The sequence below is a fragment of the Pseudomonas sp. efr-133-TYG-103a genome (assembly GCF_030209235.1).
Taxonomy (GTDB): domain Bacteria; phylum Pseudomonadota; class Gammaproteobacteria; order Pseudomonadales; family Pseudomonadaceae; genus Aquipseudomonas.
The window spans coordinates 98,243-124,736 of record NZ_JARVSK010000035.1 but is presented as its reverse complement, the minus strand read 5'-3'; the positions used below and the strand labels follow the sequence as shown (position 1 = coordinate 124,736).

General features: G+C 60.1%; 24 protein-coding genes. 11 read left to right on the top strand and 13 right to left on the bottom strand.

Translation table 11 applies throughout. The annotated features are described in order from the left end of the window. Window positions 1–188: 188 nt before the first annotated feature. Window positions 189–1,403: an alanine transaminase gene (gene alaC / locus QRN36_RS24650; protein WP_285426426.1), complete on the top strand. Its 1,215-nt coding sequence runs from the start codon at window positions 189–191 to the stop codon at window positions 1,401–1,403. Between the two features lie 8 nt (window positions 1,404–1,411). On the opposite strand, the gene QRN36_RS24645 is transcribed toward alaC, so the two are convergent. Beyond that, window positions 1,412–2,146 carry a hypothetical protein gene (locus tag QRN36_RS24645; RefSeq protein WP_285426425.1) on the bottom strand — a complete coding sequence of 245 codons (735 nt, stop codon included), beginning with the start codon at window positions 2,144–2,146 and terminating at the stop codon, window positions 1,412–1,414. A gap of 641 nt (window positions 2,147–2,787) precedes the next feature. On the opposite strand from QRN36_RS24645, the gene glyA reads away from it, so the two are divergent. The 8 genes from glyA to QRN36_RS24605 all read left to right on the top strand — a co-directional run bounded on the left by glyA (window position 2,788) and on the right by QRN36_RS24605 (window position 12,794). Continuing rightward, window positions 2,788–4,041: a serine hydroxymethyltransferase gene (glyA, locus tag QRN36_RS24640; protein WP_285426424.1), complete on the top strand. Its 1,254-nt coding sequence runs from the start codon at window positions 2,788–2,790 to the stop codon at window positions 4,039–4,041. Window positions 4,042–4,056: 15 nt separating this feature from the next. Further along, complete coding sequence (locus tag QRN36_RS24635; protein ID WP_285426423.1) at window positions 4,057–5,307, top strand: sarcosine oxidase subunit beta family protein; 1,251 nt, start codon at window positions 4,057–4,059, stop codon at window positions 5,305–5,307. 13 nt (window positions 5,308–5,320) lie between these two features. After that, on the top strand, window positions 5,321–5,644 hold the full coding sequence (locus QRN36_RS24630; protein ID WP_093468492.1) for a sarcosine oxidase subunit delta: 324 nt from the start codon (window positions 5,321–5,323) through the stop codon (window positions 5,642–5,644). Next, entirely contained in the window at window positions 5,641–8,661 is a 3,021-nt protein-coding gene (locus tag QRN36_RS24625; protein WP_285426422.1) for a sarcosine oxidase subunit alpha, read from the top strand. The genes QRN36_RS24630 and QRN36_RS24625 overlap by 4 nt, the downstream gene beginning before the upstream one ends. A 161-nt stretch (window positions 8,662–8,822) precedes the next feature. After that, window positions 8,823–9,455, top strand: a complete 633-nt coding sequence (locus tag QRN36_RS24620) for a sarcosine oxidase subunit gamma (RefSeq protein ID WP_285426421.1) — start codon at window positions 8,823–8,825, stop codon at window positions 9,453–9,455. Window positions 9,456–9,679: 224 nt separating this feature from the next. Then, window positions 9,680–10,537, top strand: a complete 858-nt coding sequence (purU, locus tag QRN36_RS24615) for a formyltetrahydrofolate deformylase (protein WP_285426420.1) — start codon at window positions 9,680–9,682, stop codon at window positions 10,535–10,537. 220 nt (window positions 10,538–10,757) lie between these two features. After that, window positions 10,758–11,957: a formaldehyde dehydrogenase, glutathione-independent gene (fdhA, locus tag QRN36_RS24610; RefSeq protein WP_285426419.1), complete on the top strand. Its 1,200-nt coding sequence runs from the start codon at window positions 10,758–10,760 to the stop codon at window positions 11,955–11,957. 192 nt (window positions 11,958–12,149) lie between these two features. Then, complete coding sequence (locus QRN36_RS24605) at window positions 12,150–12,794, top strand: DUF1190 domain-containing protein (protein WP_285426418.1); 645 nt, start codon at window positions 12,150–12,152, stop codon at window positions 12,792–12,794. A 6-nt stretch (window positions 12,795–12,800) separates the two neighbouring features. Here QRN36_RS24605 and QRN36_RS24600 read toward each other — a convergent pair whose 3' ends face one another. Together QRN36_RS24600 and QRN36_RS24595 are read right to left on the bottom strand one after the other, a co-directional pair. Beyond that, the gene (locus tag QRN36_RS24600; protein WP_285426417.1) at window positions 12,801–13,475 is read right to left on the bottom strand and encodes an anti-sigma factor domain-containing protein; all 675 of its coding nucleotides are present in this window, start codon (window positions 13,473–13,475) and stop codon (window positions 12,801–12,803) included. Then, window positions 13,472–14,110 carry a sigma-70 family RNA polymerase sigma factor gene (locus QRN36_RS24595; protein ID WP_285426416.1) on the bottom strand — a complete coding sequence of 213 codons (639 nt, stop codon included), beginning with the start codon at window positions 14,108–14,110 and terminating at the stop codon, window positions 13,472–13,474. Before QRN36_RS24595 ends, QRN36_RS24600 begins: the two co-directional genes overlap by 4 nt. A 197-nt stretch (window positions 14,111–14,307) precedes the next feature. Between QRN36_RS24595 and QRN36_RS24590 the strand changes: the two genes are divergently transcribed. Then, window positions 14,308–14,856: a DUF2780 domain-containing protein gene (locus QRN36_RS24590; protein ID WP_177182212.1), complete on the top strand. Its 549-nt coding sequence runs from the start codon at window positions 14,308–14,310 to the stop codon at window positions 14,854–14,856. 48 nt (window positions 14,857–14,904) lie between these two features. Here QRN36_RS24590 and QRN36_RS24585 read toward each other — a convergent pair whose 3' ends face one another. After that, window positions 14,905–15,798 (bottom strand): acyltransferase, encoded by an 894-nt coding sequence (locus tag QRN36_RS24585; protein ID WP_285426415.1) that lies wholly within the window; start codon window positions 15,796–15,798, stop codon window positions 14,905–14,907. 194 nt (window positions 15,799–15,992) lie between these two features. Between QRN36_RS24585 and QRN36_RS24580 the strand changes: the two genes are divergently transcribed. Then, entirely contained in the window at window positions 15,993–16,493 is a 501-nt protein-coding gene (locus QRN36_RS24580; RefSeq protein ID WP_285426414.1) for an ATP-dependent zinc protease, read from the top strand. Between the two features lie 38 nt (window positions 16,494–16,531). Here the strand turns inward: QRN36_RS24580 and QRN36_RS24575 are convergent, their stop codons facing one another. The 9 genes from QRN36_RS24575 to QRN36_RS24535 all read right to left on the bottom strand — a co-directional run bounded on the left by QRN36_RS24575 (window position 16,532) and on the right by QRN36_RS24535 (window position 26,379). Then, window positions 16,532–17,161 (bottom strand): glutathione S-transferase family protein, encoded by a 630-nt coding sequence (locus QRN36_RS24575; RefSeq protein WP_285426413.1) that lies wholly within the window; start codon window positions 17,159–17,161, stop codon window positions 16,532–16,534. A gap of 352 nt (window positions 17,162–17,513) precedes the next feature. Then, the gene (locus QRN36_RS24570) at window positions 17,514–17,729 is read right to left on the bottom strand and encodes a type VI secretion system tube protein Hcp (RefSeq protein ID WP_285426412.1); all 216 of its coding nucleotides are present in this window, start codon (window positions 17,727–17,729) and stop codon (window positions 17,514–17,516) included. Between the two features lie 203 nt (window positions 17,730–17,932). Beyond that, window positions 17,933–18,124 carry a hypothetical protein gene (locus tag QRN36_RS24565; RefSeq protein ID WP_285426411.1) on the bottom strand — a complete coding sequence of 64 codons (192 nt, stop codon included), beginning with the start codon at window positions 18,122–18,124 and terminating at the stop codon, window positions 17,933–17,935. Then, window positions 18,121–19,257, bottom strand: coding sequence for a PepSY domain-containing protein (locus QRN36_RS24560; RefSeq protein WP_285426410.1), 1,137 nt, complete (start codon window positions 19,255–19,257; stop codon window positions 18,121–18,123). The genes QRN36_RS24565 and QRN36_RS24560 overlap by 4 nt, the downstream gene beginning before the upstream one ends. A gap of 81 nt (window positions 19,258–19,338) precedes the next feature. Next, window positions 19,339–21,801 (bottom strand): TonB-dependent siderophore receptor, encoded by a 2,463-nt coding sequence (locus QRN36_RS24555; protein ID WP_285426409.1) that lies wholly within the window; start codon window positions 21,799–21,801, stop codon window positions 19,339–19,341. 218 nt (window positions 21,802–22,019) lie between these two features. Further along, window positions 22,020–23,012: a FecR family protein gene (locus QRN36_RS24550; protein WP_285426408.1), complete on the bottom strand. Its 993-nt coding sequence runs from the start codon at window positions 23,010–23,012 to the stop codon at window positions 22,020–22,022. Then, window positions 23,009–23,527 (bottom strand): RNA polymerase sigma factor, encoded by a 519-nt coding sequence (locus QRN36_RS24545; RefSeq protein ID WP_285426407.1) that lies wholly within the window; start codon window positions 23,525–23,527, stop codon window positions 23,009–23,011. The genes QRN36_RS24550 and QRN36_RS24545 overlap by 4 nt, the downstream gene beginning before the upstream one ends. A 177-nt stretch (window positions 23,528–23,704) precedes the next feature. After that, a complete protein-coding gene (locus QRN36_RS24540; protein ID WP_285426406.1) occupies window positions 23,705–24,424 on the bottom strand; it encodes a PolC-type DNA polymerase III in 720 nt (239 codons plus the stop codon). A gap of 20 nt (window positions 24,425–24,444) precedes the next feature. Then, on the bottom strand, window positions 24,445–26,379 hold the full coding sequence (locus QRN36_RS24535; protein ID WP_285426405.1) for a putative nucleotidyltransferase substrate binding domain-containing protein: 1,935 nt from the start codon (window positions 26,377–26,379) through the stop codon (window positions 24,445–24,447). Window positions 26,380–26,494: the final 115 nt, after the last annotated feature.

Sequence of the window (26,494 nt, the reverse complement as noted above, 5' to 3'; positions counted from 1 at the left end):
GATGTATTTGATCCTGCGCATCGCGGGCAAGCACTCCTACAGGTCTGGCAGCGATTCACCGTTTGGTGCAGGGCACCGACATCCTTGTAGACAAACGGCCATCAGCGCATTTATCTTCCGCACCAGGCCACCGCAGTGGCCAGCGTCGCTCGGACGGTTCCGGGCGCTTACGTCTTCTAGAGGCCTCCATGGCAGACCAAGGTTCGCCGCGCCGCTTTGCGCGCATCGATCGACTCCCCCCTTACGTGTTCAACATCACCGCCGAGCTGAAAATGGCCGCTCGACGTCGTGGTGAGGACATCATCGACCTGAGCATGGGCAACCCCGATGGGGCAACGCCGCCGCACATCGTCGAAAAACTGGTCACCGTCGCCCAACGTGAAGACACTCACGGCTACTCGACTTCGCGTGGCATTCCGCGTCTGCGTCGGGCGATCTCCAGCTGGTACAAAACGCGTTACGAGGTCGACATCGACCCGGAATCCGAAGCCATCGTCACCATCGGTTCCAAGGAAGGCCTGGCGCATCTGATGCTTGCCACGCTGGATCAGGGCGATACGGTGCTGGTGCCCAATCCCAGCTACCCGATTCATATCTATGGCGCGGTCATTGCCGGTGCTCAAGTGCGTTCGGTACCGCTGATTCCGGGCGTGGACTTTTTCGCCGAGCTGGAAAAGGCCATTCGTGGCTCGATTCCCAAGCCGAAGATGATGATTCTGGGCTTCCCGTCCAATCCGACCGCGCAGTGCGTGGAGCTGGATTTCTTCGAGCGCGTGGTGGCGCTGGCCAAGCAGTACGACGTGCTGGTGGTGCACGATCTGGCCTACGCCGACATCGTCTACGACGGCTGGAAAGCTCCTTCGATCATGCAGGTGCCAGGCGCCAAGGACATCGCGGTGGAATTTTTCACCCTGTCCAAGAGCTATAACATGGCGGGCTGGCGCATCGGTTTCATGGTCGGCAATCCCGAGCTGGTCAACGCCCTGGCGCGGATCAAGAGCTACCACGACTACGGCACCTTCACCCCGCTGCAAGTGGCCGCTATCGCTGCGCTGGAAGGCGACCAGCAATGCGTGCTGGACATCGCCGAGCACTATCGCCAGCGCCGCAATGTGCTGGTGAAAGGCTTGCATGAGCTGGGCTGGATGGTCGAGAACCCGAAAGCGTCGATGTACGTCTGGGCCAAGATTCCCGAGGCGTACGCCCACCTGGGTTCGCTGGAATTCGCCAAGAAGATGCTGCTCGAGGCCAAGGTCTGCGTGTCGCCGGGCGTCGGTTTTGGCGAATATGGCGACGATCACGTACGTTTCGCGCTGATCGAAAACCAGGACCGCATCCGCCAGGCGGTCCGCGGTATTCGCGGGATGTTCCGGTCGGATGGCTTGATTGCTCCGAGAGCCTGACCGCCCGTTCAGCAGCCAGGGTCGCGACTGGACCCTGGCGCTGCTGGCAGTGCGATATGCCTGATTATCGGGTTGTGGGGTGGTTGTGATCGGATTGTGATGCCATACACAATCGAAAGCTCATCAGAGCCGTTCTCCACATAATAGTCCCCCGGTACTGCACACCGTATTGCTTCAATTTCCGACACCGTCGTAGAGTAACTTCGCCCTTCTACAGTACGAATGTTGACGGCTACTTTCCGATCTTCAGACACCCTCAAAGTCCGATCCATGACGATGTCTTCTTCAGTCTGACTCAGATATAGCGTCGAACCTTTGGGCAGTGACAGCGCAATATCCGACTCAACGGCATCCGGCGCTGCGACAGTTGGTATTTCCCAAAGATATATTTCGGCCACCGCCGCTCCCGCTTCATAGGACAGGATTTTGAAGATCAAGGAGTGAAAGGCATCGTTCTGATAGATGATGTCGTGTGGACCTGCATAGAGCCTGGCATCGACCGCAGTCACCGTTCCCGATAGCGTTTCTTCGGTGTCTGCGAAGTGCACCGTAATCAGAGCATCCGAGGTGGGAAGTTCCTGCACTGTTCTCAGTTTGACGAAACCCTGAATATCCAGATCATGGAACACGCCCTGAGCGAGAAAGAGCAGTGGATCGACAGCGGTTACCTGAGCAGAGCGGCGAGCGTTTAAAGATCTCCAGCGTTCGGGTGTAAGCACACGTGATTTTGCCACGATATTCATATCGGACTCCTTCCAGGATTGATGTGTACGCGGTCCTTCAGTGCTGAAAGTATCACCAAGGTGTTTGCGCGAATACTGTCAGTTTTGACAGTGCTCACGCCCTTGGTTGGAAACGTCGATGTAGTTTTAAAAGGCAGTCTCCGGGAGTGGACCAGACCCCATCGCGCAGGCCGTGCGAGGTATCAGGGCCTATTCAGCGCTGAAGGACTGTTGCCAGCCAAACAGGTCTGAATGCGACATTGATTCACCAAACATTCCCGGCATTGACCGGGGATTTTTCTGTGCGCGATCTGCCCCTGCCCGGAGGGCGTAGCAATCCGTCTTGCCGGCGATTGGCTGCGAAGCAGTCATGAAATCAGACAGCGTGATCTCGCTGACACCCCGCGTCGCAGCAGCTTGCTGCCGGTTCCCGGCAGATCGCCAACAAGCCCGACTCCCATGGCGTCGGCCTGAATCAAGGCCGTAACTACGTCGGCTGCGCCTGTCTTCAAGTACGGGTTCGAATCCATGTCGTAAACGCGCCTTTGCGTGGCGTCCGTAGGCATCTAGCCTCCCTGCGTCAGCCCTACCATCGCTTCCAAAGGGCAGTCCACACGCCCTATCGATAATTCAGGCGCCGCGCCGCCGCTGGGAGAACCGCGATGTTCAGCAAGCAAGACCAGATCCAGGGTTATGACGATGCACTGTTGGCGGCGATGAATGCCGAAGAGCAGCGTCAGGAAGATCACATCGAGCTGATCGCCTCGGAGAACTACACCAGCAAGCGCGTCATGCAAGCTCAGGGCAGCGGCCTGACCAACAAATACGCCGAAGGCTATCCGGGCAAGCGCTACTACGGCGGCTGCGAGCACGTCGACAAGGTCGAGCAACTGGCCATCGACCGTGCCAAGCAACTGTTCGGTGCTGATTACGCCAACGTGCAGCCACACTCCGGTTCGTCGGCCAACAGCGCCGTTTACCTGGCTTTGCTGCAGGCCGGCGACACCATTCTGGGCATGAGTCTGGCCCACGGCGGTCACCTGACCCACGGTGCGAAAGTGTCGTCTTCGGGCAAGCTCTACAACGCCGTTCAATACGGCATCGACACCACAACCGGCCTGATCGACTACGACGAAGTCGAGCGCCTGGCCGTCGAGCACAAGCCGAAAATGATCGTCGCCGGTTTCTCGGCTTATTCGAAAACCCTGGATTTCCCGCGCTTCCGTCAGATCGCTGACAAGGTGGGCGCGCTCCTCTTCGTCGACATGGCTCACGTCGCAGGTCTGGTGGCGGCTGGTTTGTACCCCAATCCTCTTCCGTACGCTGACGTTGTCACCACCACCACGCACAAAACCCTGCGCGGCCCTCGCGGTGGCCTGATCCTGGCGAAGTCCAACGAGGAGATTGAGAAAAAGCTCAACTCTGCCGTGTTCCCGGGCGCTCAGGGCGGCCCGCTGATGCACGTCATCGCCGGCAAGGCGGTGTGTTTCAAAGAAGCCATGGAGCCTGGCTTCAAGGCTTATCAGCAGCAGGTGATCGACAACGCTCAGGCGATGGCGCAAGTGTTCATCGATCGCGGTTACGACGTGGTCTCCGGCGGTACCGACAACCACTTGTTCCTGGTCAGCCTGATCCGTCAGGGCCTTACCGGTAAAGACGCGGACGCTGCGCTCGGCCGCGCCCACATCACGGTGAACAAGAACGCCGTTCCGAATGATCCACAGTCGCCGTTCGTGACCTCGGGCCTGCGCATCGGCACCCCGGCGGTCACCACCCGCGGCTTCAAAGTGACCCAATGCATCACGCTGGCTGGCTGGATCTGCGACATTCTCGACAACCTCGGCGATGCCGATGTCGAGGCCAATGTCGCCGGTCAGGTCGCCGCGCTGTGCGCCGATTTCCCGGTTTACCGCTGAGTCAGGAGTAGCACCATGCAACATTACTCAGGCTTCGGCCTCTTCAAACACTCCCTCAGCCACCACGAAAACTGGCAGCGCATGTGGCGCACGCCGACCCCGAAAAAGGTCTACGACGTGGTCATCGTTGGCGGCGGCGGTCACGGTCTGGCGACCGCGTACTACCTGGCCAAGGAGCACGGCATCACCAACGTGGCCGTGGTCGAAAAAGGCTGGCTGGGCGGCGGCAACACTGCCCGAAACACGACAATCGTGCGTTCCAACTACCTGTGGGATGAATCCGCGCATCTGTACGAACACGCGATGAAACTGTGGGAAGGCCTGTCCCAGGACCTGAACTACAACGTGATGTTCTCCCAGCGCGGCGTGTACAACCTGTGCCACACCCTTCAAGACATGCGCGATTCCGAGCGCCGCGTCAGCGCCAACCGCTTGAACGGTGTTGACGGCGAGCTGCTCAACGGCAAACAGGTGTCCGAAGAAATTCCGTACCTGGACTGCTCGAAGAACACCCGCTACCCGATCATCGGCGCGACCGTTCAACGTCGCGGCGGTGTCGCGCGTCACGACGCCGTGGCCTGGGGCTTTGCCCGTGCCGCCGACGCGTTGGGCGTAGACCTGATTCAACAGACTGAAGTGACTGGTTTTCGTAAAGAGAACGGCGTGTGCATCGGCGTCGAAACCAATAAAGGCTTCATCGGCGCCAAGCGCGTCGGCGTGGTGACCGCCGGTAACTCCGGTCACATGGCCAAGCTCGCGGGCTTCCGTCTGCCGGTCGAATCTCACCCGTTGCAGGCGCTGGTGTCCGAGCCGATCAAGCCGATTATCGACAGCGTGATCATGTCCAACGCCGTTCACGGCTACATCAGCCAGTCCGACAAGGGCGACCTGGTGATCGGTGCCGGTATCGACGGTTGGGTTGGTTACGGTCAGCGCGGCTCGTACCCGGTGATCGAGCACACCATCCAGGCCATCGTGGAGATGTTCCCGGTGCTGTCGCGCGTGCGCATGAACCGTCAGTGGGGCGGCATCGTCGACACCACGCCGGACGCTTGCCCGATCATTTCCAAAACGCCTGTGCCGAACATGTTCTTCAACTGCGGTTGGGGCACCGGTGGCTTCAAGGCCACTCCGGGTTCGGGCAACGTGTTCGCTGCCAGCCTGGCCAAGGGCGAAATGCACCCGCTGGCCAAACCGTTTTCCATCGACCGTTTCCACAACGGTGCACTCATTGACGAACACGGCGCTGCCGCTGTCGCCCACTAACAGGAGAAATCCCATGTTGCACATCTTCTGTCCTCACTGTGGCGAACTGCGCTCCGAAGAGGAATTCCACGCGTCCGGCCAGGCTCACATCCCGCGTCCACTGGACCCGGCTGCCTGCACGGACGAGCAGTGGGGCGATTACATGTTCTTTCGCGATAACTCGCGCGGACTGCACCACGAGCTGTGGATTCATGCCGCGGGTTGCCGCCAGTACTTCAACGCCACGCGTAACACCATGACGTACGAAATTGTCGAAACCTATCCGATTGGCACCCAGCCTCAGTTCAAAGAAACGCCGGCGTCTGCAATCAAGAACACGCAGGGAGATCAGGTATGAGCCAGTCCAATCGCCTGCCTAACGGCGGCCGCATCGACCGCAGCAAAGTCCTGAACTTCAACTTCAACGGCCAGACCTATCAAGGCTTTGAAGGCGATACCCTGGCTGCTGCGCTGCTCGCCAATGGCGTCGACATCATCGGCCGCAGCTTCAAGTACTCGCGGCCTCGCGGCATCTTCGCCGCCGGTTCCGAAGAGCCGAACGCCGTCCTGCAGATCGGCGCGACCGAAGCCACTCAGATCCCCAACGTGCGTGCCACGCAACAGGCGCTGTACTCGGGCCTCGTCGCCACCAGCACCAATGGCTGGCCGAACGTGAACACCGACATGATGGGGATTCTCGGCAAGGTCGGCGGCAAACTGATGCCGCCGGGCTTCTACTACAAAACCTTCATGTATCCGCAGTCCTTCTGGATGACGTACGAGAAGTACATCCGCAAGGCTGCCGGTCTGGGTCGCTCGCCGACTGAAAACGATCCGGACACTTATGACGCCATGAACCGGCACTGCGATGTGCTCGTGGTCGGTGCAGGCCCGGCAGGCCTGGCGGCTGCTCTGGCGGCTGCGCGCAGCGGCGCTCGCGTTATCGTCGCAGACGAACAGGAAGAATTCGGCGGCAGCCTGCTCGATTCCCGCGAGAGTCTGGACGGCAAGCCTGCGGCGGAGTGGATTGCCACGGTCGTTGCCGAACTCAAAAGCCTGGCCAACGTGACGCTGCTGCCACGCGCGACCGTGAACGGCTATCACGATCACAACTTCCTGACGATTCACGAGCGTCTGACTGATCACCTCGGCGATCGCGCGCCCATCGGCCAGGTGCGTCAGCGCATGCACCGCGTTCGCGCCAAGCGCGTCGTGCTGGCGACCGGTACGCACGAACGTCCGCTGGTTTACGGCAATAACGATGTGCCGGGCAACATGCTCGCCGGCGCGATTTCCACCTATGTTCGTCGTTATGGCGTGGCACCTGGCAAGAAGCTCGTGCTGTCGACCAACAACGATTACGCCTACCGCGTCGCGCTGGACTGGCTTGACGCCGGTCTGCAGGTCGTTGCCGTTGCCGACGTGCGCCACAACCCTCGTGGCGCACTGGTTGAAGAGGCGCGCGCCAAAGGCATCCGCATTCTGACTGGCAGCGCCGTGATCGAGGCGCGCGGCAGCAAGCGCGTCAGCGGTGCCCGCGTTGCGGCAATCGACGTCAAGGCGCACAAAGTCACCAGTCCCGGCGAATGGCTGGACTGCGACCTGATCGGCAGCTCCGGCGGTTACAGCCCGATCGTTCACCTGGCATCCCACTTGGGCGGCAAGCCAGTCTGGCGTGAGGACATTCTCGGTTTCGTGCCGGGCGAAGCGCCTCAGAAGCGTGTCTGCGTGGGTGGCGTCAACGGCGTTTACGCACTGGGCGACGCGCTGGCCGACGGTTTCGAAGGTGGCGTGCGCGCAGCCAGCGAAGCGGGCTTCCAGCCTGTCGAAGGCGTGATTCCTAAAGCCTTGAGCCGCGTTGAAGAGCCAACCCTGGCTATGTTCCAGGTGCCCCACGAGAAAGGCACTTCGCGGGCGCCGAAGCAATTCGTCGACCTGCAGAACGACGTGACTGCTGCGGCCATCGAACTGGCGACCCGTGAAGGTTTCGAGTCGGTCGAGCACGTCAAACGCTACACCGCACTGGGCTTCGGCACCGATCAAGGCAAGTTGGGCAACGTCAACGGTCTGGCCATTGCGGCCCGCTCGCTGAACGTCTCGATCCCCGAGATGGGCACCACCATGTTCCGTCCCAACTACACGCCGGTCACCTTCGGTGCGGTAGCCGGACGTCACTGTGGGCACATTTTCGAGCCGGTGCGCTTCACCGCGCTGCACGCCTGGCACGTCAAGAACGGCGCCGAATTCGAAGACGTCGGTCAATGGAAACGCCCTTGGTATTTCCCCAAAGCCGGTGAAGACATCCACGCGGCCGTACGCCGCGAATGTAAAGCCGTGCGCGACAGCGTTGGCCTGCTGGACGCCTCGACGTTGGGCAAGATCGACATTCAGGGCCCGGATGCGCGCGAGTTCCTCAACCGCATCTACACCAACGCCTGGACCAAGCTCGACGTGGGCAAGGCCCGTTACGGCCTGATGTGCAAGGAAGACGGTATGGTCTTCGACGACGGCGTGACTGCCTGCGTCGCCGACAACCACTTCATCATGACCACCACTACGGGCGGTGCTGCACGCGTCCTGCAATGGCTGGAAATCTATCAGCAGACCGAGTGGCCGGACCTGAAGGTGTATTTCACCTCCGTGACCGACCACTACGCGACCCTGACGCTGTCGGGCCCGAACAGTCGCAAGCTGCTCAGCGAAGTGACCGACATCGACCTGGGCCGTGAAGCATTCCCGTTCATGACCTGGAAAGAGGGGTTGGTGGGCGGCGTCCCGGCGCGCGTGTTCCGGATTTCGTTTACCGGTGAGCTTTCCTACGAAGTGAACATCCAGGCTGACTACGCGATGGGTGTTCTGGAAAAAATCGCCGAAGCGGGCAAGAAGTACAACCTGACCCCTTACGGCACTGAAACCATGCACGTCCTGCGGGCCGAGAAGGGCTTCATCATCGTCGGTCAGGACACCGACGGCTCGATGACCCCGGACGACCTGAACATGGGCTGGTGTGTTGGTCGTACCAAGCCGTTTTCGTGGATCGGCCAGCGTGGCATGAGTCGCGAAGATTGCGTGCGCGAAGACCGCAAGCAGTTGGTGGGCCTCAAGCCTGTCGACCCGAACAAGTGGCTGCCGGAAGGGGCGCAACTGGTATTCGATCCGAAGCAATCAATCCCGATGACGATGGTTGGCCACGTGACGTCCAGCTACGCCGCGAATTCACTGGGTTATTCGTTCGCCATGGGTGTGGTCAAAGGCGGCCTGAAACGCATGGGTGAGCGCGTGTTCTCGCCGCAGGCAGATGGCTCCGTGATCGAGGCAGAGATCGTTTCCTCGGTGTTCTTCGATCCGAAGGGTGACCGGCAGAACGTGGAGTAATTTCCATGTATTGCGCTGCTTCCTGTGTAGGAGCGTGGCTTGTCCCGCGATGCGATTAACACGTCGCCATCGCGGTGACCTGCAGACTGCTATCGCGGGACAAGCCACGCTCCTACAAGGTTCGCGTTCACTGAAATAACAGAATTCAAAACAGGTGCTCTATGACCACAGCCAACGTTTACCAACAGCGGCCAACGACCGACGTCAAAGTCGAGTCGCCGCTGTTCCATGCCGACCTCAAAAGCCTGGTCGGCAAAGGCCGCACCAATCCGGGTGTGGTGCTGCGCGAGAAAAAACTGCTGGGCCATCTGACCTTGCGTGGTGATGCCCATGATCCAGCGTTCGCCGCTGGCGTCCACAAAGCGCTGGGCATGGAACTGCCGGGCGCCCTGGCGCTGGTGACCAGTGGCGACAGCTCGATCCAGTGGATGGGCCCGGATGAGTGGCTGCTGATCGTGCCGACTGGCGAAGAATTCGCCGCCGAACAGAAATTGCGTGAAGCACTGGCCGGCCTGCACATCCAGGTGGTCAACGTCAGCGGCGGTCAATCGCTGCTGGAGCTGACCGGCCCGAACGTGCGCGATGTGCTGATGAAATCCACCAGCTACGACGTGCACCCGAGCAACTTCCCGGTGGGCAAGGCCGTTGGCACTGTGTTCGCCAAATCGCAGCTGGTGATCCGCCGCACGGGTGAAGAGACCTGGGAACTGGTGATCCGCCGCAGCTTCGCCGACTACTGGTGGCTGTGGCTGCAGGACGCGAGCGCCGAGTACGGCCTCGGGATCGCAGCCTGATTCGATCTTGAATACGCCTCCGACTGCTTCTGGCCGGAGGCCGTAGGAGCTTGGCTTGCCAGCGATCGGCTGCGAAGCAGTCGTAAATCCAGACGACACATTCTTTCAGAAAGAATACGTCGGCTGATTTTGCTGGCGCTTCGCGCCAGATCGCTGGCAAGCCGAGCTCCTACGCCTCCGGCAGAAGCAGTTCGCGTTGTAGACAAAAAGAGGAGCCACACCCCATGAGCCGCGCCCCGGATACCTGGATTCTGACTGCCGATTGCCCAAGCGTGCTGGGCACGGTGGACGCGGTGACCCGCTTTTTGTTCGAGCAGGGCTGCTACGTCACCGAGCACCATTCATTCGATGACCGGCTGTCGAGTCGTTTTTTCATTCGCGTCGAATTTCGTCAGCCCGATGGCTTCGATGAAGCCTCGTTTCGCGCAGGTCTTGCCGAGCGAGGTGAAGCCTTCGGCATGATCTTCGAGCTGACAGCGCCGAACTACCGGCCCAAAGTCGTGATCATGGTTTCGAAAGCCGATCACTGCCTGAACGATCTGCTCTACCGTCAGCGCATCAATCAGCTGTCGATGGACGTCGTCGCGGTCGTCTCCAACCACCCGGATCTCGAACCGCTGGCGCGCTGGCACGACATTCCCTACTACCATTTCCCTCTGGACCCTAATGACAAGCCGGCGCAGGAAGCGAAGGTCTGGCAGGTGATCGAGGAGTCCGGCGCCGAACTGGTCGTGCTTGCCCGCTACATGCAAGTGCTATCGCCAGAGCTGTGTCGCAAGCTCGACGGCAAGGCGATCAACATCCATCACTCGCTGCTGCCGGGCTTCAAAGGCGCCAAGCCCTACCATCAGGCTTACAACAAGGGCGTGAAGCTGGTGGGCGCTACGGCGCACTACATCAACAACGATCTGGACGAGGGCCCGATCATCGCGCAAGGGGTCGAGGTGGTGGATCACAGTCACTATCCCGAAGACCTCATTGCCAAGGGCCGCGACATCGAAGGCCTGACCCTGGCGCGGGCGGTGGGCTATCACATTGAACGGCGTGTGTTCCTCAACGCCAACAGGACAGTCGTTCTGTGACAACGGCCGCTTCGCGGATCGCGAGCAAGCTCACGCCTACAGATCCCGCGATCCCCTGTAGGGGTTAGCTTGCTTGCGACAGCGGGAGTACAGGCGACACAGAAATCACGGCAATACGCACAATCAACCCAGAGCAACCATTGCGTTGCAGCACCACCCAAGCAACGCATTTCTCCGCTACACAGCTGTATCCATAACAACAATTCAGCGAGGTGAAAGCATGTCTGGTAATCGTGGCGTCGTGTATCTCGGCGCAGGTAAGGTCGAAGTACAGAAAATCGACTACCCCAAAATGCAGGACCCACGCGGCAAGAAGATCGAGCACGGGGTCATTCTGCGCGTGGTATCCACCAACATCTGCGGCTCGGACCAACACATGGTTCGCGGCCGCACAACCGCCCAGGTCGGCCTGGTGCTCGGCCATGAGATCACAGGTGAAGTGGTCGAGAAGGGCAGCGATGTCGAAAATCTGAAGATCGGCGATCTGGTGTCCGTTCCGTTCAACGTTGCCTGCGGCCGCTGCCGGTCCTGCAAAGAGCAACACACCGGCGTGTGCCTGACCGTCAACCCGGCCCGCGCTGGTGGAGCGTACGGCTATGTCGACATGGGCGACTGGACCGGCGGCCAGGCCGAATTCGTACTGGTGCCATACGCCGATTTCAACCTGCTCAAACTGCCCGATCGCGACAAGGCCATGTCCAAGATTCGCGACCTGACCTGTCTCTCGGACATCCTGCCAACCGGCTATCACGGCGCCGTCACCGCTGGCGTCGGCCCCGGCAGCTCGGTGTACATCGCGGGTGCCGGTCCCGTCGGTCTGGCTGCAGCAGCCTCGGCGCGTTTGTTGGGCGCTGCGGTGGTGATCGTCGGCGACGTCAACCCGGTGCGTCTGGCGCACGCCAAAGCTCAGGGCTTCGAGATCGCCGACCTGTCCAAAGACACGCCGCTGCATGAGCAGATCGCCGCCCTGCTCGGCGAGCCGGAAGTCGATTGCGCCGTTGACGCCGTGGGCTTCGAAGCGCGTGGCCACGGTCACGCAGGTGCCAAGGCCGAAGCGCCGGCCACGGTGCTCAACTCGCTGATGGGCGTCGTGCGCGTGGCAGGCAAGATCGGTATTCCCGGCCTGTATGTCACTGAAGATCCGGGCGCCGTCGACGCCGCTGCAAAAATGGGCAGCCTGAGCATTCGCTTCGGCCTGGGCTGGGCGAAATCCCACAGCTTCCATACCGGCCAGACGCCGGTCATGAAGTACAACCGTCAACTGATGCAGGCCATCATGTGGGACCGCATCAACATCGCGGATGTCGTGGGTGTGGAAGTCATCAGCCTCGACGACGCCCCACGCGGCTACGGCGAGTTCGATGCAGGCGTGCCGAAGAAATTCGTGATCGATCCGCACAAGCTTTTCAGCGCGGCATAAGTCGATCGGGAACGGTGAAAAAAAGCGACCTTCGGGTCGCTTTTTTTGCGGCTGATGTAGGGATTATGACCCTGATGCGTAGGGCAATTCTGTAATTCAAAGCGGAAAATTTGAATTCCTTTCCGGCTTGTTTCTGCCGCTGGTTTCACATGTTATTTGTCCGGCCCGATTTTTTCTGGCTGTGGGTAATACATGTTTATCGGGTTGGTAAAAGCGTCGGTGCGTCTGGCCATCGGGGTGATTATGGCGGGCGCTCCGGCGAGCTTGGTGAGCGCTCAGCTGGAGCGGATTACGCCGCACTGGACATCCTCGACGGTATTTTTCGAAAGCGCCAATGCCTGCATGTGGGCGGGTATTGCGCCCCGTATTTGTCAGGCGGCTCATCGCTCGGCGTTTCGTCAACACCTCAGGGCTGCGCCGGTCTATCGGGAACTGGCAGATTGCGAGGCCGATTTCTTCCCCGGCGAGTGCTTCGCGGTGGAGGCGACACGGCTGTGGTCGCCGTGGTTATCGGGGTTTGCCCTGATTACCCGCGCGCAATTGATACTTGCCGTTGACGACACCTCGCCAGGCGCAAGGCCGCAGCCTTCTGGCAACCGCGATGAGGCGTCCGATACACAGGCGCAGGTGCGCTATTTCAGCGAGCCGTTGTATTGGGAGTCCGATCATCAAGGCGGGAGCCAGTTGACGAGTCTTCGAGAAAAACTTCGCGACGGCGAGCATTTCGACAAAGCGTTCACTCGCCACGCCTGGCTGCAGGCTGGATCTCCGGCGTCGGACCGGCGACTCGCCCGGATGTTCGAACCGCAAAGGCTGTTTCATGTGGCGGCCCCTTGATCGGCGTCAAAGGGAGGCCAGCTGACCTTTATACAGAATCGGTCCGGTCGGCTTGCCGCTCGGCGAGCCGCCTTTGGGCTCGAGACTGACCGCCATCGTTGTATTCGCGGCAAGCAGTTCGCGTTGTCTTGCGCTCAATTCGATGCGGCCTTCGCCGTCGTCAGGCAGCACCCCGAGCGAGACCGGAACACCGTCGGCGGGAATCGCCCACAGTTCCAGGCTGCGGCCTGCTTGCACCGACGCCAGCGCGAGAGGCTCGACCTTCAGATAGCGTTCGAACGCCTGCAGCGCGAGCGCCGGCTGAGCGTTATCCGCCACCAGAACAGCGTTGAAACCCGGGGTGTCGCGGTTGTAGATCACGCCGACGATGATGGCCACAAGCAATGTGCAGGCGAGGGCGGCAACGCGCGTCCAGTTCCAGAACGGACGCCTTGGCGGCACGTGCAGCCGTTGCGGTTCGATGCGCGCGACGATGTTCAGCCACACGCGCTCGGGCACCGCTTCGGGTGCCAGCGAAGACGTCAGCCCCACAAGGCTTTCCTGCCATTTGGCGACTTCGGCGCGCAGGCCGGGGTCGTCCAGCAGCAACCCTTCGAAACGCCTGCGAGCGGTCGACGGCATCAGGCCGATGGCGTAATCGGCAGCGAGGGCTCGGCGCAGTTCGGGCTGAAGGTAATTCATGATTCCAGGCACCTGCGCAGTCGCTCCATGCCCCGGCGTATCCAGGATTTCACAGTGCCCAGTGGTGCGGCCAACTGAGTCACCAGCTCACTGTGAGACGCGCCCTGGAAATAGGCGGTTACGATCGACTGACGCTGCATGCCTTCCAGCGTGTCGAGGCAGCGCTGCAGGGCGGTGGCATCGCGATGGGTTTCAAGCTGCTCGTGTGCGGAGGGCGTCGGATCGAAAAGCGCCATCGCCTGTTCATCGCTCAATGGCTCTTCGCGGTGCTTGCGCAGCTGATCGATGGCCTTGTTACGCGTGATGCTGACCATCCAGGTCATCGGTGCAGAAAGCCCGGCGTCGTATTGCGAGGCGCTGTTCCATATCCGTACGAATGCTTCCTGAAGCACGTCCTCAGCGTGATCTCGATTCCCCATGCAGCGCAGCGCCACCGCAAAAAGTTGCGCCGACGCTTTGCGATAGAGGGTTTCGAACGCGCGACGGTCGCCCAGTGCACACTGCGCTAAAAGGTGTCTGAGTTCATCGGCATCGACAGAGGAAATAAGGACGCTCCACACACAGCAACGACGACGCGCACGCGGCTCATCGGAATATTGGGAGGTTAGACCAGGTTGAGCCGCAGTTCCATTCATGCGGGCAGCACTCCATCGTTGGGGGACAGGCCCGTTGCAGAGCCTGTGCCGATGTATACGTGGCGCAGAGGTGACTGGATGCAGCCTCGTTGGGTGCTCTTGAGAGGGGGGAACTTCTTTTGGACGCACGGTCCAACGCGTGTTTACCCGGCCTTGCCGGTCTCTTGGAAAATGAGGTTGTTTCGATGAAGGTTTCAATGAAAAACGCGCGCGGTGCTGCACTGGCAACGGTGATGGCCTTGGTGACCACCCCAATCTTCGCGTTCAACCTGAATGACGCGGCAAACGCTGTTTCCAACGCCACTGGCGGTCAGCAGAAAGCGACGGCTGCGCCTGAAGCAGCGGGTCTGTTGAACACGCTGGGCACTCAATTGAATGTCACGCCGCAGCAAGCGGTAGGCGGGACCGGCGCATTGCTGGGTCTGGCGAAGAACAAGCTGTCCGGCAACGACTATTCGAATCTGAGCAAATCGGTTCCGGGCCTGGACCAGCTCTCCGGCAGCTCCGCATTGGGCAGCCTCGGTGGGCTGGGCGGCATGCTGGGTAACTCCGGCAGCAATTCGGCGGTCAATAATGCCTTGGGCAACGTCCAGAGCATGGGCGATGTGAATAACGCGTTCAGCGCGCTGGGCATGGACAGCGGCATGGTCAGTCAGTTTGTGCCTGTCATCCTGCAATACCTGGGCGCGCAAGGCGCGAGCGGCTCGGCACTGTCGGCCTTGAGCGGGGTCTGGGGCGCGAAGTGATTCCGCTGACTGAACACCGCTTTTGAGCGCCACCCGACCCTGCGAGGGTCAAGCGTCTGCGGGGCTAGCCCGCAACGCTTCGATTCTCGCGTTCTTTTCCTCCCACAACCGGTTCACCCACGCCTGTACATATTCGCGAAACGCCGGGTCATTTTCGTAATCGCCCTGCCACAGCGCGGGGTCGAGCTCGCGGGTCTGGATGTCGATGATGACGCGCGGTACCTGACCTGAAATCAAATCCCAGAACCCCGGAATCCGCTCGCCCGGGTAGACCACCGTAACGTCGAGCACAGCGTCCAGTTGCTCGCCCATCGCCGCCAGCACAAATGCGACGCCGCCTGCCTTGGGCTTGAGCAGGTAACGATAAGGCGACGTCTGCTGCGCCTGTTTGGCCGGGGTGAACCGCGTCCCTTCCAGATAATTCACCACCGTCACTGGCTGGCGCTTGAACAGCTCGCAAGCCTCTTTAGTGATTTCCAGATCCTTGCCCTTGAGCTCCGGGTTCTTCGCCAGAAACGCCTTGGTGTAACGCTTCATGAAGGGATAATCGAGCGCCCACCAGGCCAGCCCCAGAAACGGTACCCAGATCAGCTCTTTCTTCAGGAAGAATTTGAAGAACGGCGTACGCCGATTCAGCGCCTGCACCAGCGCCGGGATATCGACCCATGACTGATGGTTACTGATCACCAGATAAGACGTATCGCCGCGCAGCCCCTCATGTCCGCTGATTTCCCAGCGCGTCGGAATGCACAGCCTGAAGATCAGTTTGTTTATCTCGATCCAGGTCTCGGCAATCCACATCACCGCCCACGAGCAGCGATCTCGCATTTCGCCCTGAAACACCAGCTTGAGCAGCGCAAACACCATCAGCGGGCCGAACAGCACCAGCGTGTTGAGCAGAAGCAGCAGCGTGACGGCAAGACCGGTGAGCAGGTGACGCATAAATCACTCGTGGTGGCGAAAGGGCGGGCAATGATAAGCAGCAATGCCGAGGACGCCAAATCCGGCCGTCGCTGACAAAAGTTTCACCGCCGTCCCGGTAGGCTGAAGGTCTTGTTTAGTGAGCGAACCAACGACAAAGTTGCGGTCTAAAATCGGGCCCGTGCAACGCCCACCCATTGCGAGGAATCCGTTACGTGAAATCCCTTCTGACGCTTCTGTCCCTGCTGGCGTTGCCTGTAATGGCCGCCGAACCGACGCTGTACGGTCGTTACGAATACATTCAGGTCTCCGAATTCGGAGAGACATTCAAGGCCAAGATGGACACCGGTGCGCTCACTGCATCGCTGTCGGCCAAGGATATCGAGCTGTTCAAGCGTGACGGCGATGACTGGGTTCGTTTCCGCCTCGCCACCAAAGACGCCGACAACAAGGTGTACGAGCACAAGGTGTCGCGCATCAGCCGGATCAAGGGCCGTTCCGATGGCGAAGATGAGGATGAGCCGGTCGATCCGACCAAACGTCCGGTCGTAGACCTGGAATTGTGTCTGGGCAACGTCAAGCGCACCGTCGAGGTCAACCTCGTCGATCGCAGCCACTTCAATTACCCGCTGCTGATTGGCGCCAAAGCCCTTCGTGAATTTGGCGCAGCCGTGAACCCGGCGCGCCGCTACACGGCTGACAAGCCTGAATGCTGATCGCGTGAACTGATCCGGCGCCTGCCATGGCAGGCGCGTCAAACCGTAGGCGTGGTCTCCAGCATCGATGGCCGCTGGCTGACTTCGTAATACCAGTTGGCCAGACGCGGATAACTGCTGCGCCAGCCCAGATCAGGTTGGCGAAAGTCCAGATACGCGAGCGCGCAGGCGAGGCTGATCGAGGCAATGTCGAAGCTGGCACTCAGCTCGGTCACCGCCTCCGTTTCGAAATACGCCAGAGAGCGGGAGATCTTCTCGCTCTGGTTGTCGATCCACTCGCCCCAACGTTTCTCCTCCGGTCGCAGAAACGTCTCGTAACGAATCAGCACGGCCGCATCGAGAACGGCATCGGCCAGCGATGCCAGCGTGAGACGTCTCCAGCGTGCCGAGCCGTCTCTGGGAATCAGCGGATTACCGACATGCTGGTGGTCCAGATAGTCAAGGATGACCCGGCTGTCGTGAATCACATTATCGTCGGCCAGGCACAGCGCCGGGATCTTCCCGCTGGGGTTGTTGTGGCACAGGTCGCTGTCCGGCGTAACCGGCGTGACCGTCACAGGCCTTAGGCCGACCCTCCCGGTCTGCCCGGTTTCGTGAAGCAGAATCAGCACCTTGCGCGCAAACGGCGAAGCGGCGTTGTAATACAGCGTCATGCTAGGTGCAGACATGGACATTCCCCTGATCGGACCGGCCCTAAGACTAGTCAGGGCCGAATCGCTACGCAATGTCCTGTTGCAAAGGGCTGCTTTCGCTATTTCGCCTCGTCGTCCTGCCACCAAAGACGCACACTGTTTGTCACGAGTTCCATTCCCAGAAAACACAGTCCAAAAAGCAATATTTCGTAATCCAGAAAGTGGTTATCTCTTGTCTCCTCAGCCAACACGACCCAAGGCGTCAGGTATTTAAAATAAACGGCAATGAGCGCAAGGCCCGCTATCCACTGAAAACGCCAGTTTCTGGTGATCCGAGATATCCCCAAAACCGTCAGCACCATGATCGCAACTGATAAAAGACTCCCCATCAGCGGCCGGCATTAACCTTCAGCATCAAGGATGCTGAGGACTGTGCCCCTTGAGGTATCCGCCCGTTGGTTGCTCCGCCCGCCGTACTGGCTGTTACGGATGCGCTCTGATAAGTCCCGAACGAATATCCAGTGATTTCAATCCAGTCTTTGTACTGATCATCCAATGATTCACCGGGAATGCCGTCAATATTGAGAAATGCGTCGAGCGTCATCGGTGTATCTCCAGACAATATCGTGAGTGCCGATATGGCTGAATATTGTCCGGGCGGGCGAGCCCCATTGCGGGATGCATCTGGCTCAGGGAGTGTCAGATGTGTTCTGTCTTGTTGCAGGAGTGTTCTTACAGAGTTATCGCCAGTGCATAGCACTGGCTCAAACGTGCGCAGTCAGCCCTTTGAAAAGGATTCACTTCGACTCAAGCCCTGCGCCTTACCATCAGGCCTTTGATGCTCAGCCAGGCGGGGATACCCATGCCGACCCAGGCAAGTACGTCCCAGGCGCCGTCGCCGAGCAGTGCGGCGAAGAGCCCGGCGGCGGTCAGCAGGGCGATCCAGATGGGTTTGCCGAAGGTTTTCCAGAAGGCGGGATGTTTCTTGTGCCGGGTCATGCGACCTCCGCTGTCACGTGGGAAACGTTGACCGCTGCTGCGGCGCGTCGGCGCACCCACCACAGGTAGACGCCGCTGCCGAGGACGATAATGGTCAGCACGTCGAGAATGCCCCAGAGGATCTTCATCGGCATGCCGCCGTAGTCGCCGAAGTGCAGCGGTTGCGAGAGCATCAGTGCGTCCATGTACCACGGGCTGCTGACGATTGCCGTCACTTTCAGCGTCTGCGCATCGATCAGCACTGGCGTCAGCAGGTGCGAGGTCAGGTGAGTATTGCCTTTCATGAAGACGGTGTAGTGATGCTCGCTTGAAAACCGCGAACCCGGAAATGCGATGAACGAAGGCTCTGCGCCGGGCACGGTGGTTTGTGCGATCTCGAGCAGGCGTGTGGCCGGCGCGCGGTCTGTCAGTGGCGGGGCGTCGCGATAGGGCGCGACCATTGTCATGAGCGCGTCGTTGCGCCATTGCTCGATGACCAGGTCCGCGCAGGCGTTGAGCACGCCCGTCAGACCGACTACGAACGCCCATGTCAGGGTCACCACGCCGATCAGGTTGTGCAGATCGAGCCAGCGCACGCGGGTCGATTTGTTCGGTCGCACGGTGGCGAAATCGAGGCGACGCATGAAGGGTGCGTACAGCACGACACCGGAAATGATCGCCAGCGCAAACAGCAGGCCCATGAAAGCCAGCAGCAGCTTGCCGGGCAGCCCGGCGTACATGTCGACGTGCAGACGCAGCATGACCATCATGAATCCGCCGTTGGCAGACGGCGTTTCTACCGCTTCGCCGGTTCGGGCATCGAGCATGAAGGTGTGGGTTTCGTTGGGATCGCCCCCGGCGGTTTTACCCATGAAGGCGTAAAGGCCGTTGGCTTCATCTTCGTCCCAGCCAAAATATTGCACGACTTCACCCGGCCGGTGCGCCTCGGCGGCGGCGACCAGTTGCTGCAGATCCTTGCGCGGGGTATCTGCGGGCATTTCCTTGAATTCCGGCGCATCCCCCAGCAAATGCTCAATCTCGTGGTGGAACACCAGCGGCAGGCCGGTGATAGCCAGCATCAGCAGAAACAGCGTGCAGATCAGGCTGCTCCACGTGTGGATGAACGACCAGCGGCGAATGGTTTGGCTTTTCATCGTGCGAATACCGAATTGAACGCAAGCAAAAAGGGCCGCTGTTACGAGCGGCCCTGGTTTCAGCGACGAGAGTTTAAACGATTACCATTTGTAGTTCACGCTTGCGAGCACGCTTCGACGATCACCGTAGTAGCAGTAGAAGCCATCGCAGGTGGCGATGTATTCCTTATCGAACACGTTATTCGCATTGACCGAGACGCTCACGCCTTTGAGCGATTTGTTCATGCCGCCCAAGTCGTAATGGATTGCTGCGTCATAGACGGTATATGGATTGCTGTGGCCATAGTTGGAATCGGCGACGAAGCCGTAGCTGCCGATAGCGATGTTATCTGTCTCGCCAATGTAGCGGGCGCCGAAGCCAAGGCCGAAGCCTTCGAGCAAGCCGGTGTGCCAAGTGTAATCACCCCAGATCGATGCGGCATTTTCCGGGGTCAGCGGCAGTGGACGGTTCTTGTCCAGCGGGTCGGTAACCTTCGTCATTTTGCTGTTCGCGTACGTGTAGGACGCCGTCACTTTGAGGTTGTCGGTGACGTTGCCCACAGCTTCGAGTTCGAAACCACGCACCTTTGCCTCGCCGAGAGGACGCGAGGTGCCAAACGTGTCGCTCAGAACAATATCGCGACGCGTCAGGTCATACGCGGCCGCAGTGAACAGCAACTCGGTACCCGGAGGCTGATATTTCAAGCCTACTTCGTACTGTTTGCCGGTGCCTGGCTTGAACGCGCTGCTCTGGCCGGTTTGAGCGTTTGCCGCGCCACCCTGTTCAGCCTGGAAGGATTCGGCGTAAGAAACATAAGGCGTGAAGCCTGAATCGAAGACATAGCTGAGTGCTGCGTTGCCAGTAAACGCGCTGTCGGTGCGGTCATCCCGGTCGTCAGCAAGGTTATAGAACTTCGTCTTGGTCTTGAGCAGGTCCTGCCGGCCACCCAAGGTCAGGCGCCAGTTATCCAATGCCATCTGGTCTTGAATGTAGATGCCAAGATCGTCGGTTTTCTGGTTGTAGTCCTGATACGCGGTGTATGCGATGTTGCTGAAATCCTGACCATAGATCGGATTAGCAATGTTGCTGGTAGGTGCGGCGCCGTACTGCCATTTGTAGTTGTGATTGATGCGTTGATAGTCAGCGCCCAGCAGGACCTTGTGCTTGAGCACGCCCGTGTCGAAGTCCGCTTCGAAGTTGTTGTCTAGAGCGAACTGGCTAATGTCTTCGTTAACGACGTTCGCGCCGCGCTGAACAGTGCCGTCGTCAGACACGGAGCCAAAATATCCACCGGCGGTCACGCCCTGGAAGGCCAGGTCGCTTTTGGTGTAGCGCACGTTCTGCTTGAACCGCCAGACGTCGTTCAGGCGAGTTTCGAACGCGTAACCCAAGGCGTAATAGGTCTTGTCGTAGAACTCCCAATCCGGATCGCCCAGATTTTCGTGGTATTTGATGCGCCCGACGGCTGACGGGTATTTAGTCCCTTGGATGGGCAGGAACTGGCTGGTGATGCCAGTATCGTCGCGGTTGAACTGGCTGAGGAAAGTCAGCTTGGTTTCGGAATCCGGATCGATGTTCCATGTCACGCTGGGTGCAATGTTGTAACGCTTGTCATCAACGTGATCGACCGAAGTGCCGCTGTCACGCACCACGCCGCTAACACGGTATTCAAAAGTATCCGCATCATCGATCTTGCCGGTGCTGTCGAAACTGATCTGCTTACGGTTGTAACTGCCGACTTGAACCTGCACCTCGTGGCTTGCGTCTGCGTCGGGGCGGCGACTGACCATATCGAGCATGCCACCGGGCGGCGTCTGACCGTAAACAGATGAGGCTGGGCCTCGCAGTACGGCTACGCGCTCAAGATCCCATGTCTCCATTTTCGGCATCACGTAGGCACCTTTCGGCAGCGGCAGACCGTCGAGGAACTGGGTTGGCTCAAAACCCCGGATTTTCAGCCACTCGGCGCGGCTGTCGCTGCCATAGCTGCTGGCCACGACGCCCGGCATGTAACGCACGGCATCGTCAAGATTCTGTACTGCGCGATCCTGCATCTGCTGACGAGTCGCGACAGAAATCGAGCGGGGGGCTTCAACCAGTGCCGTGTCGGTTTTGGTACCAGCCGCCGTCCGGGTCGCCACGTAGCCTTCAACCGGACCCCACGCCGTTTCGTACCCGTCCTGACGACCCTGAATGCTGGTCTCTGGCAGCGCCATCACACCCTCAGGTGCTGCGATGAGGCTGTACGTGCCCGCTGACGTCTGGCTCAGTTGCAAGCCCGTGCCGCGCAGTGCCTGGGCCATGGCGCCCGGTGCGTCGAACTGGCCCTGAACCGGTGCCGAAGTCCGGCCGGCCGCCAGCGACGGATCCAGCGACAGCGCCAGGCCTGCCTGGCTTGCGATCTGCGTTAGCGTGGTGGAAAGCGGTGCAGCCGGCAGATTGTAGGCCCGCACGCTGGACGCCTGAGAGGCCGCCAAGAGCTGCGTGCTCGCCAATGGCGTGGCGAGAGCGACGGCGACAGCCAGAAGGCTGGGGCGCAGGTAGGTTTGAAGCGTGCGGGACATGGGCGGCTCCTGAGGTTGAATGGTTCTCAATGCCTATGTGCCGAACGAGATTTGAAAAGTGATAGGGCTGATCGAAAATTATTTCGATTTGCGTTTTGCGGGCTCAATCCCGGCGTAGGTGATCCTGCGGACTTATCTGCGATACCCGGTTACTGCGCGAATCGAGGTCTCGATGGACCTCGTCGCCAAATGTTCGCCTGCGCGAAAGAATGGCCGGATTACAGCTTGCGCGCCTGCTGCGTATCGCCCGGCACGACGGTGACCCACCATTGGGTGCGTTCTTCGATGGCCACCGGCAGTGTCGGTGTCAGGGCCTTGAGCGCCAGGTCGGTGTTGTTCAGCGGGAAGCTGCCGGTGATGCGAAGGTCGGCCACGCTGGGCGCTACGCTCAGATGGCCACGACGGTAACGACCCAGCTCGGTGATCACGTCCTCCAGACGGGCGTTGTCCACCACCAGCATGCCACGCATCCAGGCGTCCGCACCCGGCGCCAGTGCCACCATCGGCCCCAACGTACTGCGCTGAATGAGCATCTGCTGGCCTTCGTGAAGGATCAGCTCATGATTGTTCGCTTGTGGATGCGCGGCAACGGCTGACTGCAACACGCCGAGCAGCGTGCCGTCTTCTTGCCGCTTCACCAGAAACTTCGTACCCAGCGCGCGCATTTGCCCTTCGCGGGTCTCGACGATGAAAGGGCGCGGGTCGTCGTGACTGCCGGTCTCGACGAAGATTTCACCTTCCTGGAGCACGACGCGGCGCATTTTGTCGTCGAACTTCACATCCAGTGCGCTGTGGGTGTTCAGGCGAATCAGCGTGTTGTCCGATAGCCGGATCGTACGCTGCTCGCCGGTGGCCGTGCGCTGATCGGCCAGCCAGTAATTGAGCGGCAGGTAGTGATCCGACAGGAAAAGCGTAAGGCCCAGCGCTACCGCAATGCCGGCAACCCCTCGTCCGAGCTTGCGCATCTGTTGGCCAACGCCGTCACGCGAGCGCATCAACGCTGAGCGGGCCGGGCCGGTCGCGCCAACAAAGCGCTGATCGAGCATGCCCAGTTGTATCCACGCGCGGGCGTGTTCGTCGCTGGCCGCATACCACTTGGCGAATTCCTCGCGCTCGGCATCGCTGCCTTGGCCGCAGTCCAGACACAGTTGCCAAGCGATAGCCGCGTCGAGCACTTTCGCCGAAACCGGGCGAACAGGAATGCGGCTCACGTCGGCTCGCCATACAGCGCGATGTAGCACTGGCGCATGCCCTGAGCGAGGTACTGACGCACGCGCGGCACCGAAACACCGATTTTTTCAGCGATTTCCGGGTGGGTCATACCGTCCAGGCGGTTGTACAGAAAGGCAGCGCGCGCTTTGGTCGACAGTTTGCCGAGCATGCGGTCGATCGCCTTGAGGTCTTCGAGAATGAGTTGCTGTTCCTCAAGGGAAGGCTGCTCGGCTTCGGGAATCAGCATCAGCTCTTGCAGGTAGGCCTGCTCCAGCGCTGTGCGGCGGAAGTAATCGAACAACAGGCCCTTGGCGACCGACACCAGAAACGCCCGGGGCTCGCGCGGTTCGGGCAATTGCTCGCGACCCAGCAGGCGAGTGAAGGTGTCCTGGCTGAGATCCTCGGCACGATGCGGGCAGGCGACGTTTCGCTTCAGCCATGCCAGCAACCAGCTGCGATGGTCGCGGTAGAGCGTTCCGACAAGCTGATTTTGAGGACTTTGAGTTAACGACACGAGCGCACCGAGGAGAACGAAGTGACTAACGAGAACTATTCGCGATTGTGGCAGAGCCAATGAATGCTGGCAATTGGTCGTCACGACAAGGAGCCGAACGGTTTGCGACAGCAGGTCGGTATGGAGGAATGCGTCGTTGTCATCTGGAGACAGGTTATTGAAGCAACAGTCACCCGGTCAGAAAGAATGCGACTGCTGCCTGCGTCGCCACTTCGCCAGGCCTTGCTCCAGCTGGATCGGGCTGTCCATCTCCTGGCGGCGGGCGTGACTGAACAGGATCAGCGCCAGCTCCGCCGTGACCATCGCGTCGGCGCTGGCGTGATGCCGCTCTTCGGCGTGCAGGCCGAAGAACGCCGTCCAGTCGTCCAGCCCGGCCTGACGCAGGCACGCCTTGGGAAACAGCAGTGGCGCCAGTTCGGCCACGTCCAGAAAAGGATGCTGCAGGCGATAACCCAGGCTTTCCTTCAATGCACGACCGATCATGTGCTGGTCGAAAGGCGCATGAAACGCCAGCAAGGGTGAGTCACCCACAAACGCCATGAAATCCAGCAGTGCGTCCACCGGCTCGCTGCCTGCGGCTATCGCGCTGGGCCCCAGGCCATGAATCAGCACGCTCGGGTTCAACTTGTGATCGGGGCGCAGCAACGTGCGCTCGAACTGCTGAGCCAGATCAATCGCACCGTCTTCGATGACCACCGCGCCAATCGACAGCACTTCGTCGCGGCTCATGTTCAGGCCGCTGGTTTCCAGATCGAGCACGACCCAACGCTGCTGACGCAGCGACTTGGCGTTCAGGGCAGCAGGGCGTGGCAGCTCGCTCAGACGCAGGCGCTGGTCAGGGGTCAGATCAGGCGCTTTTGCGCGCTTGGATGGCTTTAGCCACTGAAACAGGTTCATGAGCTGGGCATTCACATCGCTTACAGTTGATAGCGCACGGTCAGGCTGGTTTGCAGCCGTTGCGCCTGGCGGAAGGCCTCGCGCAGGATCCGGCGATCCAGATGGTTGAGGACATCGGGGTCGATACGGTTCGAGTACGGCAGATTCTGTCGGCTTTGTTGCTGGTGTTGCTGCATACGCGTCTGCTGGATGAAGTGGTACGCCTCCTCGTAAGCGGCGCCATCCAGCGGATCGATGACTTCTTTGGCCACCAGCTGGCGCAGGCGTTCAAGGGTGTTGTTGGCAGCGATTCCGTTGGCCAGCGCGAGCAGGCGCGCGCCGTCCACGAAAGGCGTGAGGCCTTGGGTCTTCAGATCCAGCGTGTCTTTTTCGTTGCCCTTGCGCGCCACCACGAAGTCTTTGAAGCGCCCGACTGGCGGGCGCTGGCGCAAAGCGTTGTCGGCCATCATGCGCTGGAACAATTTGTTGTCCGCGACCTGCGCAAGGATGCTCTGGCGCAACTGCTCGCCGCCGCTTTCGTCGCCCCAGACCACACGCAGATCGAAATAGATGCTCGACGACAGCAGGTTTTCCGGTGTGGCTTCACGTATGAATGAAGCAAAGCGTCGCGCCCACTCGATGCGCGACAGGCACAGTTCAGGGTTGCTCGCCATGATGCCGCCCTTGCACAGCGAAAAGCCGCATTGCGCCAGGCCCTGATTGATCCGCTCGGCGATTGGCAGCAGACGTCCCCGGATCTCGGCGGCTTCTGCGGCGTCTTTGGCTTCGAACAGAATGCCGTTGTCCTGATCGGTGTACAGGGTCTGTTCGCGGCGGCCTTCGCTGCCGAAGCACAGCCAGCTGAACGCAATGCCCGGATCACCTTTCTCCTCCAGCACCAGCTCGATGACCCGGCAAACCATGTGATCGTTGAGCAGCGTGATGATCTGGGTGATCTGCGTCGACGACGCGCCGTGGGCCAGCATCCGGTCGACCAGTTGGACGATATCGCCACGCAGGTTGCTTAATGAATCGATGCGCGGGGCGTTGCGGATCGTACGCGCCAGATGCACCAGGTCCACTCGCTGCAAGGAAAACAGATCACGCTCCGACACCACGCCGCACAAGCGCTGATCCTTCACCAGGCACACGTGGGCGATGTGCCGCTCAGTCATGGCGATGGCGGCATCGAACGCGCTGGCATCGGGGCTGAGGTAGAACGGCGACTGAATCATGCTGCGCTCGATGGGGGCGCCGAAGTCAGCCGTGACGTCGGCCACGACCTGCCGCAGATCGCGCAGCGTGAAGATCCCCAGAGGCGCCTTGCTCTCATCGACGATCACAATGCTGCCGACCTGTTGCTCGTCCATCAGCTTGACCGCTTCGCGCAACGGCGTGTGCGGGGGACACGTCACCGGATGACGCATCGCCAGTTCGCCCAGGCGGGTGTTGAGCGAATACTGCGTGCCCAGCGTTTCAACGGCCTTCTGCTTTACTTGTTGATTGACCTGTTCGAGCAGGCTGCTGACGCCGCGCAAAGCAAAGTCGCGGAAGGTGCCGGAGAGGGCAAACAGCTTGATGAACGCCTGCTTGTTCAATTGCAGGCAGAAGGTGTCTTCGGCGGCCAGATGCTCAGTCCGGGTAGCGCGCTCGCCCAGCAGCGCGGCGAGCGGAAAGCATTCGCCGGTGGTGATTTCAAACGTCGTCTCAGTACCGCCTTTGGCCGAATGTGGGCGTTCACCGACCACCCGACCCTGTTTGACGATGTAAAAGTGCTCTACTGGCCCATCGCCAGGCTTGATGATGCTCTCATCCGTAGCGTAGAAACGCAGCTGGCACTGTTCGACCAGATACGCCAGGTGGGCATTCTCCATCTGGTTGAATGGCGGGAATTTTTGCAGGAATTGCATCGTGCCGTGAATGTTCTGCAACACGGCTGTCTTGCCTGCCTGGGTGAAAGCGTCCGCTTTGCTCATGACCGATACCGCTTGTTTTTATACGCTCCATGGTCGACCGCTTATCGGACAGTGCCCATTGGACGTAAGTCTTAGGTGACGGAAATGGCGCTGGATGACATCGAACAGTGGTGTT